This window comes from Flavobacterium sp. TR2, from assembly GCF_025252405.1.
Lineage (GTDB): Bacteria > Bacteroidota > Bacteroidia > Flavobacteriales > Flavobacteriaceae > Flavobacterium.
Genome location: NZ_CP104307.1, coordinates 2,462,189 through 2,475,077, shown reverse-complemented (window position 1 = coordinate 2,475,077; position 12,889 = coordinate 2,462,189). Strand labels below are relative to the sequence as shown.

Annotated in this window: 8 protein-coding genes; 6 read left to right on the top strand and 2 right to left on the bottom strand. The window is 36.3% G+C overall.

The genetic code is table 11. The features are described 5' to 3' along the window. Window positions 1-30 precede the first annotated feature (30 nt). Entirely contained in the window at window positions 31-2,022 is a 1,992-nt protein-coding gene (uvrB, locus tag N4T20_RS10870) for an excinuclease ABC subunit UvrB (protein WP_260673020.1), read from the top strand. Here the strand turns inward: uvrB and N4T20_RS10865 are convergent. Then, complete coding sequence (locus N4T20_RS10865; protein WP_260673019.1) at window positions 2,019-2,420, bottom strand: TerB family tellurite resistance protein; 402 nt, start codon at window positions 2,418-2,420, stop codon at window positions 2,019-2,021. The two genes, uvrB and N4T20_RS10865, sit on opposite strands and share 4 nt — an antisense overlap. Before the next feature lie 57 nt (window positions 2,421-2,477). Here N4T20_RS10865 and N4T20_RS10860 point away from each other — a divergent pair, with 57 nt between their 5' ends. The 4 genes from N4T20_RS10860 (at window position 2,478) to N4T20_RS10845 (ending at window position 5,893) form a co-directional block, all read left to right on the top strand. Further along, window positions 2,478-3,275 (top strand): alpha/beta hydrolase, encoded by a 798-nt coding sequence (locus N4T20_RS10860; RefSeq protein ID WP_260673018.1) that lies wholly within the window; start codon window positions 2,478-2,480, stop codon window positions 3,273-3,275. Window positions 3,276-3,303: 28 nt separating this feature from the next. Beyond that, entirely contained in the window at window positions 3,304-4,314 is a 1,011-nt protein-coding gene (locus N4T20_RS10855) for a dipeptide epimerase (protein WP_260673017.1), read from the top strand. A gap of 1 nt (window position 4,315) precedes the next feature. Further along, window positions 4,316-5,341: an aminotransferase class I/II-fold pyridoxal phosphate-dependent enzyme gene (locus N4T20_RS10850; RefSeq protein WP_260673016.1), complete on the top strand. Its 1,026-nt coding sequence runs from the start codon at window positions 4,316-4,318 to the stop codon at window positions 5,339-5,341. An 84-nt stretch (window positions 5,342-5,425) separates the two neighbouring features. Next, a complete protein-coding gene (locus tag N4T20_RS10845) occupies window positions 5,426-5,893 on the top strand; it encodes a DUF1456 family protein (protein WP_260673015.1) in 468 nt (155 codons plus the stop codon). A gap of 843 nt (window positions 5,894-6,736) precedes the next feature. Here the strand turns inward: N4T20_RS10845 and sucC are convergent. After that, the gene (gene sucC / locus N4T20_RS10840; RefSeq protein WP_091131042.1) at window positions 6,737-7,930 is read right to left on the bottom strand and encodes an ADP-forming succinate--CoA ligase subunit beta; all 1,194 of its coding nucleotides are present in this window, start codon (window positions 7,928-7,930) and stop codon (window positions 6,737-6,739) included. Between the two features lie 416 nt (window positions 7,931-8,346). Between sucC and gltB the strand changes: the two genes are divergently transcribed. Next, window positions 8,347-12,861, top strand: coding sequence for a glutamate synthase large subunit (gltB, locus tag N4T20_RS10835; RefSeq protein ID WP_260673014.1), 4,515 nt, complete (start codon window positions 8,347-8,349; stop codon window positions 12,859-12,861). Window positions 12,862-12,889: the final 28 nt, after the last annotated feature.

Genomic DNA, 12,889 nt, shown 5'->3' with positions numbered 1-12,889 from the left:
TTTACAAAACCAAATTTTCAGTGTACGCAAATGAAATTCCAAGTTTCTTCAGAATATAGTCCAAAAGGCGATCAGCCGCAGGCGATAGAAAAGTTAGCGCAAGGTGTAATCGACGGAGATAAATACCAAACTTTGTTGGGAGTTACAGGCTCGGGAAAAACATTTACCGTTGCCAATGTGATTCAAGAAGTGCAAAGACCCACTTTAGTTTTGGCTCATAACAAAACTTTAGCAGCACAATTGTATTCAGAATTCAAGCAGTTTTTCCCTAATAACGCTGTTGAATATTTCGTTTCTTACTACGACTATTATCAGCCAGAAGCCTTTATGCCCGTGACTGGCGTTTTTATTGAGAAAGATTTATCTATCAATGAAGAACTCGAGAAAATGCGTTTGAGTACTACCTCTTCTCTGCTTTCTGGACGCCGTGATGTGCTGGTTGTAGCTTCTGTTTCTTGTTTGTATGGTATTGGAAATCCTGTTGAGTTTCAGAAAAATGTAATTGAAATCAAAAGAGATCAGGTTATTTCGAGAACCAAATTATTGCACAGTCTAGTGCAAAGTTTATATGCGAGAACCGAGGCCGATTTTAACCCAGGTACTTTCCGAATCAAAGGAGATACGGTTGAAGTTTACCCGAGTTATGCAGACGATGCGTATCGAATACATTTTTTTGGAGATGAAATTGAAGAAATCGAATCGTTTGACGCCAAAACCTCTCAAGTAATAGAAAAATTTCAGCGATTAACGATTTATCCCGCCAATATGTTTGTGACTTCCCCAGAGGTTTTGCAAGGTGCGATTTGGCAGATTCAGCAAGATTTGGTCAAACAGGTTGATTATTTTAAAGAAATAGGGAAACATCTCGAAGCGAAACGTCTGGAAGAAAGAACCAATTTCGATTTAGAAATGATTCGAGAATTAGGTTATTGCTCTGGAATTGAAAACTATTCGCGTTACCTTGACGGACGTGAAGCCGGAACAAGACCTTTCTGCTTGTTGGATTATTTTCCAAGCGATTATTTAATGGTTGTCGACGAAAGTCACGTAACCGTTTCACAAGTACACGCCATGTACGGAGGTGACCGCAGCCGTAAAGAAAATTTGGTGGAATACGGTTTTAGATTACCTGCCGCAATGGACAACCGCCCTTTGAAATTTGAAGAATTTGAAGCCTTGCAAAATCAGGTAATTTATGTTTCTGCAACTCCTGCTGATTACGAATTGCAAAAATCAGACGGAATTTATGTAGAACAGATTATTCGTCCAACTGGATTATTAGATCCTGAAATTGAAGTTCGCCCAAGTTTAAATCAAATTGATGATTTAATTGAAGAAATTCAGGTTCGCTGCGAATTGGATGAAAGGGTTTTAGTAACCACTTTAACTAAAAGAATGGCCGAAGAATTGGCCAAATATCTAACCAAAGTAAGCATTAGATGCCGTTACATCCATTCTGAGGTAGATACTTTAGAACGTATCGAAATCATGCAGGATTTACGAAAAGGTCTTTTTGATGTTTTAATTGGAGTAAACTTGCTACGTGAAGGTCTAGATTTGCCAGAAGTTTCTCTTGTTGCCATTTTAGATGCCGACAAAGAAGGTTTCTTGCGTAATCACAGATCTTTAACTCAGACAATTGGCCGTGCGGCTAGAAACTTAAATGGTAAAGCAATTATGTATGCCGACAAAATTACAGCGAGTATGCAAAGAACAATTGATGAAACCAACTACAGACGAACCAAACAGATTAATTTCAACGTAGAAAACAATATCGTCCCTCAGGCCTTAAACAAAAAAATCGAAAGCGCGTTTACCAAAAACCCATTGGTAGAATACGAATTAGGACATCCAATTCCTGTTGCTGCTGAGCCAGAAACGGCTTATCTTTCTAAAACAGAATTAGAAAAAATGATTCGCGAAAAGCGCAAAACAATGGAAAAAGCCGCCAAAGAATTAGACTTTTTGCAAGCAGCTAAACTTCGTGACGAAATTAAAAAACTCCAGGAACAGCTGGCTTAATTATGCTGTTCCTTAAAAATTTCTAGCAATACTATTGGATTGATTACTGTATTGGGAGATTTTTTCATCATTTCTAAAACACGTTTTACAGCAGATAGGTTCAATCCCATTTGTAAAGCAATCTGTTGAATGGCTTGAAATTCTCTTTCGTGCAAAACACCGTCGCAATGCATTAGGAGAGCCAATCTGTAAAACTGGTTGATGCGCTGAATCTCAGATGGTATCGGCAGTGATTTTGTTTCCTGATGAAATAAATCCTGAAATTCTTCTTCGCTAATATTCAACTCTACAGCTACAAGTCTTAAAAATTCCAGCTCTCGTTTGTGCAAATGTCCGTCTACAGTGGCGAGCGTAATCATTTCTAAAAGTAAACTTCTTTTTTCTGCTTCTGTATTCATCAATTTATTATTTTTAGCTAAAATATTGCTTTTAAATAAAAATACAAAACACGGATAATGAAGAGGATTTTCTTGGCAATTTTACTTCTGTCTACTCTTATTGGCAAAGCACAAAGCACCGCTTCAAAAAACGTATCGACTTTTACGATTGAAGCGCCACAGCTGAATACTTCAAAAAAAATCTGGATTTATCTTCCGGAAAATTATTCTAAAAACATTCAGAAAAAATATAGTGTCATTTATATGCACGACGCTCAAAATCTGTTTGATGCCAAAACTTCTTATTCTGGCGAGTGGAATGTTGATGAAAAGCTGGACAGCTTAAAAGCCCAAATAATTGTTATAGGAATCGAACACGGAAATGAAAAACGCATTGACGAACTGACTCCGTTTAAAAATGAAAAATATGGTGGCGGAAATGCTGATAATTATCTTGAATTTATTGTAAAAACATTAAAACCATACATCGACAAAAATTACAGAACCAAAACAAAAGCTAAAAGTACGATCCTTTTCGGAAGCTCTCTCGGCGGATTGGTTTCTTTTTATGGCGCTTTAAAATATCCTGAAACTTTTGGCAAAGCAGGTGTTTTTTCACCATCATTTTGGTTTTCAAATGACATTTATGCTTTCGCAGAAAAACAGCCTAAAATTAAAACTAAAATCTATTTTCTGTGCGGAGATAAAGAAAGTGACGATATGGTAAAAGATTTAACCAAAATGAAACGTTTACTAGATACAAAACGCTGCTATTGCCTCCATCTCGATAAAACCAAAATTGTAAAGGGCGGCGAACATAATGAAAAATTGTGGCGCGACTATTTTGTAGAGGCGTTGCTTTGGCTAGGCTATTAATTAAAAAAAACAAAAACATCGCATACTAATGAAACTAATTTTAAGAGAATACAATCTGAAACTAAAACACACTTTTACCATTTCGAGAGAATCTATTGATTTTCAGCCTTCGTTAATTGTCGAATTGCAAAGTGAAGGTTTTTCTGGTTTTGGAGAAGCAACTTCAAATCCGTATTACAACACTACCGTTCCAATGATGATGCAGGATTTGGAAAAAATCAGAAGCATTATTGAAAATACTGAAAATGAAACTCCTGATGCTTTCTGGGCAAAAATCCATCCGTATTTAAAAGACGATATGTTTGCTTTATGTGCTTTAGATCTCGCCTACAATGATTTGTTTGCCCGCAAAAAAGGCAAAAAACTTTACGAATTGTGGAATTACACCACTGAGAGAAATCCGATGACAGATTATACTATCGGAATTGCTTCTATTGACAAAATGGTTTCTAAAATGCAGGAGCTTCCATGGCCGATTTACAAAATAAAATTAGGGACAAAGGAAGACATCGAAATTGTAAAAGCGCTTCGAAAACACACTAATGCCATTTTTAGGATTGATGCCAACTGTGGCTGGACTGTTGAAGAAACGATAAATAATGCGGTTGAATTAAAAAAGCTAGGCGTTGAATTCTTAGAACAGCCAATGAAAGCAGACAATTGGGAAGGCCATAAAGAAGTTTTCAAGCATTCTGTTCTTCCTGTAATTGCCGATGAAAGCTGTATTATTGAAGAAGATGTAGCCAAGTGTTTCAATCATTTTCATGGTGTGAATGTAAAATTGGTAAAATGTGGCGGTCTGACACCTGGAAAACGCATGATCGAAGAAGCCAAAAAATTAGGATTAAGAACAATGGTGGGCTGCATGACTGAATCTACTGTCGGAATTTCTGCTATTGCGCACTTGCTACCTCAATTGGATTATGTAGATATGGACGGAGCGCTTCTTTTAGCAGAAGATATTGCAACTGGCATAACTATTAAAGATGGCATAATTAGTTATTCAGATCTTAACGGAACTGGCGTAACACTTTTATAGAATGAAAGTCGAAAAATTTCCAGATCGAATTATTGAAATAGACCAAAAGGAGTATTTGTATTTTGGAGGAACAGCCTATTTAGGACTTCCGACAAATAAAAAGTTTCAAGAATTGGTGGTTCAGAATATTTTGAATTGGGGAACTACATACGGAAGCTCCAGAACTGCCAATATTCAGTTATCGGCTTATGATGCAGGCGAAACTTTTTTAGCTTCTCACATCGGTTCAAAAAGCGCTGTTACTGTTTCTTCGGGAATGCTAGCTGGAAAACTCGTTATTGATTTACTGAAAACGCAAACTGACTGCTTTTTTCATTTAAATGATACTCATAATGCCATCCAAACTAAAAATAGTCTTCCAATATTCGTAGACGGAAATGTAAATGGCCGTTTATTAGATTCAAAATTTGAGAAAATAACAATTTTGACTGACGGCGTACCTTCTTTTGAAACAAATCCAGCCGATTTATCATTTTTAGAAAAAATTTCAAAGAATAAAGAAATCACATTAGTTATTGATGAATCGCATTCGTTAGGAATTGTAGGCCAAAATGGCTGTGGAATTTATTCCTCTGTTTCCTTTCCTCTTAAAAGAAAAATCATGGTTTCTTCTTTAGGAAAAGCTTTTGGATTAACTGGTGGCGTTATTGCTTCAGACTCTGATTTCATCAATCAAATCAAAGAATGGGAAACTTTTACAAGTGCCGCGGGAATGAATCCTGCTTTTGTACAAACACTTTCTGATGCCAAAGAAATTTATAGAATACAACATCAAAAATTGCTGGATAATTTAAATTATATCGATTCTATTCTAGTTAAAAATGGCAATGTCAAATTTGATAAAAGCTATCCTTTAATTTATCTTTTATCAAATGAACTTGTAGAGAAACTAAGGGAGGAAAAAATCATTATCGCCAGTTTCAGATATACCAAAGATACTGAACCACTAAATAGAATTGTAATTACAGCTAATCATTTAAAAGAAGATTTGGATAAAATTGTTGGCATTTTAAATTCGAATAAGTAAAAAACTATTAAGTCGTGGGTTTAATTGTTTTAATTCGTGAATTCGTGGCAAAAAAATAAATCCTACCTTTGTAAAAAATAAACGATGACAAATAACGATATACTTAAAAAACTTCGCGTGGCTTTGATGCTCCGTGACGACCAAATAGTTGAAATTTTAGAATTGGTAGATTTCAGAATTTCAAAATCAGAATTAGGTGCTTTTTTTAGAGCTGAAGACCATCCAAATTATATGGAATGTGGTGATCAGGTTTTACGTAACTTCTTAAACGGATTAGTCATTCATTTAAGAGGAACTAAAGAAAACCCAAAAAATCCAAACGAAGTTTTAGCCAAACATAAAGCTGAAATTCCAAAAAGAGAAACTACTAAAGAAAGGCCAGAATTTAAAGCTGGCCCAAAAGATTCTGAAAAATATAGAGGAGACCAAAGTCCATCAAAGTCAGGTTCATCAGCCGGAAAACCTAAAAAGAAGTCATTCCCAAAAGGAAATGGGAAACCCGTTGTTGTAGAAAAAGTGGTTTACAAAAACGGGAATAAGAAAAAATCTTAATTGAGGGATTTAACCGCAAGGAGCGCAAGATTTTTTACTTAAAAGACTAAATATAAACGCAAAGTTCGCAAAGCTATACGGATAAAGCTTTGCGAACTTTGCGTTTTAAAAAGATTCTAATTACGGTCTAATTTTAAAATATAGTCCGTTGCTTCAACCGCGGGGGCGCCAGAAATGCATTGCGTGACGTACATTGCGCACCCATGGTTGAAACCATGCATATCACAATACGTATATTCCGAAACGTTCCCGTGGTTGAAACCACGGGCTATATTTGACAATAAACCCAAAAAAAACTTTATTGAAATAGCTTTAAAAAAAGCCAATATCAAATTTAATTCAAATATAACTCGTGGTTTCAACCACGGGAACGCAATGCATATCATAATACATATATAACATCCACGCGGTTGAAACCATGCATATCACAATACGCATATTGCGAAATGTTCCCGTGGTTGAAACCACGGGCTATGTTGACAATAAACTCCAAAAACTGTATTTGAAATAGCTTTAAAAAAAGCCAATATCAAATTTAATTCAAATATAACTCGTGGTTTCAACCACGGGAACGCAATGCATATCATAATACATATATAACATCCACGCGGTTGAAACCATGCATATCACAATACGCATATTGCGAAATGTTCCCGTGGTTGAAACCACGGGCTATATTTAACAATAAACCAAAAAAACTGTATTTATTGAAATAGCTTTGCGAACTTTGCGTTTGTATCCACAATCCTTGAAAAAAAACCTTGCGTGCTTTGGGTTAAATAATAAAAAAAAATCCACTCCTTTCGGAATGGATTTTCTATATCAATTGATTTCTTATTTTAATTAAGAAAGAGCAGCTTTAACTTGATCAGCAGCTTCTTGGAATTGAACTGCAGATAAGATTGGCATACCAGAGTTGTCAATTAATTCTTTTGCAATTTCAGCATTTGTTCCTTGCAAACGAACGATAATTGGCACATTGATAGCGTCTCCCATATTTTTGTAAGCGTCAACAACACCTTGAGCAACACGGTCACAACGAACGATACCTCCAAAGATGTTAATTAAGATAGCTTTTACGTTTGGATCTTTCAAGATAATTCTGAAAGCTGTTTCAACACGTTTTGCATCAGCTGTTCCTCCTACGTCAAGGAAGTTAGCAGGCTCAAAACCAGCATATTTAATTAAGTCCATAGTTGCCATTGCAAGACCAGCTCCGTTTACCATACATCCTACAGTACCGTCAAGGTCAACATAGTTAAGACCAACTTCTTTAGCTTCAACTTCGATTGGATTCTCCTCACGGATATCTCTCATTTCAGCATATTTAGGTTGTCTGTATAAAGCGTTATCGTCGATATTAACTTTAGCGTCAACAGCTAAGATTTTGTTATCAGAAGTTTTTAAAACTGGGTTGATTTCAAACATAGAAGCATCAGAACCAATGTAAGCATTGTAAAGTGCATCGATGAATTTTACCATTTCTTTGAAAGCGTTTCCAGAAAGCCCTAAATTGAAAGCAATTCTTCTAGCTTGGAAACCTTGCAATCCTACAGATGGATCGATTTCTTCAGTAAAGATTAAATGTGGCGTGTGCTCAGCAACTTCTTCGATATCCATTCCACCTTCAGTAGAATACATGATCATGTTGCGTCCTGTACCTCTATTCAATAAAACAGAAACATAAAATTCAGAAGTTTCGCTTTCACCTGGATAGTAAACATCTTCTGCAACTAATACCTTATTTACTTTTTTACCTTCAGGCGGAGTCTGAGGTGTAATCAACTGCATTCCGATGATTTGTTCTGCTAACTCTTCAACTTGTTGTAAGTTTTTAGCCAGCTTAACTCCACCACCTTTTCCACGACCACCTGCGTGAATTTGTGCTTTTATTACATGCCATCCTGTACCAGTTTCGGCAGTTAATTGTTTTGCAGCAGCTACAGCTTCAACCGCATTGTTAGCCACAATTCCGCGTTGTACGCGTACTCCGTAACTCGCTAAAATTTCTTTTCCTTGATATTCGTGTATGTTCATAATATAGAATTTGTCTGGTTCTGAATTTATTTCAGAATAAAAGTGCGACAAAAGTAACAAAATACAACTTAATAGTAAAATCTTTTTCAATTAAATAAATGTTATATATAGGTATTAAGCGTTGATAATTTTTCTAAGCAAACAAATCGTTAACGGAACAATTTGTTAATGTTAACACAATTCGCATAAAACGTTTGATATTTAACAAAAAAATCATTGATTTTATTGGCTTCCCGATGATTTTTCCTAATATATTTTAAGAGTAATTATATTTTTAGCAATTCGGGATGCCTTCTATAATAATATTAATAATTAAGAACCCTTTTTCTAATATTACAGCAAAAATGAAAGCAAAAGCACTATTTCAATACATTATATTTAACGAAATCTTTATTTTTGTAAAAAAAATATCAAGAATGAGAGTTAAAGAACAAGGGCTTTATCTGCCTGAATTTGAACACGACAATTGTGGTGCAGGATTTATTTGTAATTTGAATGGTATTAAGTCAAATGATATTATTCACAAAGCATTAGACATCTTAATTAAATTGGAACATCGTGGTGCCGTAAGTTCTGATGGAAGAACTGGTGACGGAGCCGGAATTTTATTCGACATTCCTCATGATTTTTTTAAGAAAGTTTGCGACTTTGAAATCCCAGAAGCGCGTGAGTATGCAGTAGGAATGGTTTTTTTACCAAAAAGCAAAAACCAGGTTTCTTTTTGTATTAATGCATTTGAGGCAACAATTAAAGATCAAAACTTAAAAGTTTTAGGTTGGAGAGATGTGCCGGTTGACGTTGAAAATTTAGGTGAAATCGCCGCAGAAAAAGAACCAACAGTTAAACAAGTTTTCGTTTCTAAAAACGGTCAGAATTTAACTGAAAATGAATTTAATGCAAAACTTTTTGCAGCTAGAAAAATTGCTGAACACGCCGTAAGAGGATCTAAGACTTCTGAAAGCCATATGTTTTATTTTACTAGTTTATCGACAACTACTATAATATATAAAGGTCTATTGATGCCAGAAGACATCAGCCGTTATTATATAGATTTGAAAGATCCAGACTTGGTGACGCGTTTAGCGCTTGTACACCAACGTTTCTCTACCAATACATTCCCATCTTGGGACTTAGCTCAGCCGTTTAGATATATGTGTCATAATGGTGAGATCAACACGCTTCGTGGAAACGTAAGCCGTATGCGTGCTCGTGAAGAGCTTATGCAGAGCAAAGTTTTTGGCGATGATATCAAAAAATTATTCCCTATTATCTTAGAAGGAAAATCAGATTCTGCTTCTATGGATATGGTGATTGAACTTTTATTAATGACTGGGCGTTCTCTTCCAGAGGCTATGATGATGGTAGTTCCTGAAGCTTGGGAAAAACATCAGACTATGTCTCCAGAAAAAAGAGCTTTCTATGAATACAATGCTTGCATCATGGAGCCTTGGGATGGTCCTGCTTCTATTCCGTTTACAGATGGAAACGTAATTGGGGCTTTACTAGACAGAAACGGTTTGCGTCCTTCTCGTTATACTTTAACTAAGAGCGGATTCGTAATTATGTCATCTGAAATTGGTGTATTAGACATCGATCCAGAAGATGTAATTCAGCACGGACGCTTGGAGCCAGGGAAAATGTTCTTGGTAGACATGAATGAAGGCCGTATTATCGAAGACGAAGAAGTTAAGAAAGCGATCGTTACAAAACGTCCTTACAAACAATGGGTTGACGAAAACCTATTGCCATTGGCTAGCGTTCCTTACACCAACAACCCTACTCCTGTTGAAAAATTAGATTTCTTGACTAGACAGCGTTTGTTTGGTTATACAATCGAAGATTTAAAAACAATCATCAACCCAATGGGTAGCGACGGAGCTGAAGCAATCAGTTCTATGGGTAACGATACTCCTCTGGCAGTTCTTTCAGATCAGCCTCAGTTATTGTACAACTACTTCAAACAATTGTTTGCTCAAGTTACAAACCCACCGTTGGATGGTATTCGTGAAGAAATCATTACAGATATCAGTTTAGCGATTGGAGGAGATTTCAATATTTTCGAAATCGAATCAAAACAATGTAAAAAATTAAAAATCCAAAATCCGGTTATCTCTAACGAGGATTTGGATAAAATCAGAAATATCGATCACGCAGATTTCAAATCGGCTACTATTTCTACTTTATATAAAATAGAAAAAGGAGTTAACGGTTTAGAGCGTGCGCTTGAAAAATGCGTTCAGGCAACTTTCAAAGCGGTTAATGAAGGATGCAACATCATCATCTTATCTGATAGAGGCGTTAGCGAAGAATTAGCTCCAATTCCAATGTTATTGGCTTGTTCTTACATTCACCATTCATTGAATATTTTACAGGTTCGTTCTAAATTCGGAATCATTATCGAATCTGCTGAACCGCGCGAACCGCATCATTTTGCTTTATTGTTCGGATACGGCGCAAGTGCGATCAACCCTTACATGGTAAATGAAATTATTCACGATCAGGTTGAAAAGGGTTTCATTACAAAAGTAAAAGCGGATTATGCAGTTGTGAACTACAACAAAGCAATTGCAAAAGGAATCGTGAAAATCATGAACAAAATTGGTATCTCTACTTTACATTCGTACAGAGCTGCTCAAATTTTCGAGATTTTAGGTTTAAACAAAACTTTCACATCTAAATACTTCCCTTACACTCCATCAAGAATTGAAGGAATTGGTTTAATGGAAGTAGAGAAAGAGGTTAAAAAACGTTTCCAAAAAGCTTTCCCAAATTCAAAAATTGCAAACTTGCTTTCTCTTGAAATTGGAGGTATTTACAGATGGAGACGTGGTGGTGAAAAACATATGTTTAACCCAACTACGATTTCTAAATTACAGCAGGCAGTTCGTTTAAACAGCCCAGAAAGCTATAAAGAATATGCAAATGCTGTAAACGAGCAAAGCTCAAACTTAATGACAATTAGAGGTTTATTTGAATTTAACAACTTAGATCCTATTTCTATTGACGAAGTAGAACCATGGACAGAAATTGTGAAAAAATTCAAAACCGGAGCAATGTCTTACGGTTCTATCAGCCAGGAAGCGCATGAGAACTTAGCTATTGCAATGAACAGAATCGGAGGAAAAAGTAACTCTGGAGAAGGTGGAGAAGATCCAAGACGTTTCCAGAAAGAAATTAACGGAGATTCTAGAAACTCTGCAATCAAACAAGTAGCTTCTGGACGTTTTGGAGTTTCGATCAACTATTTGACAAACGCCAGAGAAATCCAAATCAAAATGGCTCAGGGAGCAAAACCTGGAGAAGGTGGTCAGTTACCCGGAGAAAAAGTAGTGCCTTGGATTGCTGAAACTAGAAACTCTACTCCTTATGTAGGTTTGATTTCGCCTCCGCCTCACCACGATATCTACTCTATTGAGGATTTATCTCAGTTGATTTACGATTTGAAAAACGCAAACCGCGAAGCTCGTATCAATGTGAAATTAGTTTCTGAAGTTGGAGTTGGAACCATCGCTGCTGGTGTTGCCAAAGCAAAAGCTGACGTTATCTTGATTTCAGGTTATGACGGAGGAACGGGAGCTGCTCCATTAACATCTTTACAGCACACAGGTATTCCATGGGAACTTGGTTTAGCTGAAGCACAGCAAACTTTGATTTTAAACGACTTAAGAAGCCGTGTCGTTTTAGAGTGTGACGGACAGTTGAAAACAGGTCGTGACGTGGCGATAGCTGCTTTATTAGGAGCTGAAGAATTTGGATTTGCAACTGCACCGCTTGTAGCTTCTGGATGTATCATGATGAGAGCTTGCCACTTAAATACTTGCCCTGTTGGTATTGCAACTCAGGATCCTGAATTGAGAAAAAATTTCAAAGGAACTCCAGAGCACGTAATCAACTTCATGTATTTTATTGCTGAAGAGTTAAGAGAAATTATGGCGCAGCTAGGTTTCAGAACTTTAAAAGAAATGGTAGGTCAGTCTCAAAAATTAAACGTAGACAAAGCTATCAAACATTATAAAGCTAATGGCTTAGACTTATCGACTATTCTATACAAACCGGAAAAAGCTAAAACAGTTCCAAATCATAATACAACAACTCAGGATCACGCTCTTGAAAACGTATTGGATTTTGACATCATCAAAGAAGCTATTCCGTCTATCTATAGAAAAGAGAAAACGAGAGTTACATTCAAAATCAAAAACACAGACCGTTCTGTAGGTGCGATTTTGAGTAACGAAATCTCAAAAATTTATGGCGCACAAGGATTACCAGATGACACTATTTTAGTTGATTTTGAAGGTTCTGCCGGACAAAGTTTTGGTGCATTCGCAACAAACGGATTGTCATTTAAAATTCACGGAAACTGTAATGACTATTTAGGAAAAGGTCTTTCTGGAGGAAAACTAATTGTAAAAGTACCTCCTACTGCGACTTTCAACCCTGAAGATAACATCATTATCGGAAACGTTGCCCTTTACGGAGCTATTACCGGAGAGGCTTATATTAATGGTATCGCAGGAGAGCGCTTCTGTGTGAGAAACTCTGGAGCAACAGCAGTTGTAGAAGGAATTGGAGATCACGGATGCGAGTACATGACAGGTGGTACAGTAGTAGTTTTAGGAAAAACAGGAAGAAACTTCGCAGCTGGTATGAGCGGTGGTGTGGCTTATGTTTACGATCCAAACAAGAAATTCGATTCTACGGTTTGCAACATGGAAATGGTTGCATTCGACCCAATGGAAGAAGAAGACGTTACTAAACTAAGAAAACTGATCAAAAACCATTCGTTGTACACCAGCAGTCCATTAGCTAAGAGAATTTTAGCAGACTGGGAAAATGAACAACAGCACTTCGTAAAAGTAATGCCTACTGATTACAAAAAAGCATTAAAACGAATTGCAGAAGAAAAACAAATAGAAGAATTAATAGCTTAATTAAATGATTTTAGAATTCAGATTTTAG

What these genes read in the sequence shown, in the direction of transcription:
- uvrB (WP_260673020.1), top strand. Translation starts at nt 31, where the DNA reads ATGAAATTCCAAGTTTCTTCAGAATATAGTCCAAAAGGCGATCAGCCG.
- N4T20_RS10865 (WP_260673019.1), bottom strand. Translation starts at nt 2,420, where the DNA reads ATGAATACAGAAGCAGAAAAAAGAAGTTTACTTTTAGAAATGATTACG.
- N4T20_RS10860 (WP_260673018.1), top strand. Translation starts at nt 2,478, where the DNA reads ATGAAGAGGATTTTCTTGGCAATTTTACTTCTGTCTACTCTTATTGGC.
- N4T20_RS10855 (WP_260673017.1), top strand. Translation starts at nt 3,304, where the DNA reads ATGAAACTAATTTTAAGAGAATACAATCTGAAACTAAAACACACTTTT.
- N4T20_RS10850 (WP_260673016.1), top strand. Translation starts at nt 4,316, where the DNA reads ATGAAAGTCGAAAAATTTCCAGATCGAATTATTGAAATAGACCAAAAG.
- N4T20_RS10845 (WP_260673015.1), top strand. Translation starts at nt 5,426, where the DNA reads ATGACAAATAACGATATACTTAAAAAACTTCGCGTGGCTTTGATGCTC.
- sucC (WP_091131042.1), bottom strand. Translation starts at nt 7,930, where the DNA reads ATGAACATACACGAATATCAAGGAAAAGAAATTTTAGCGAGTTACGGA.
- gltB (WP_260673014.1), top strand. Translation starts at nt 8,347, where the DNA reads ATGAGAGTTAAAGAACAAGGGCTTTATCTGCCTGAATTTGAACACGAC.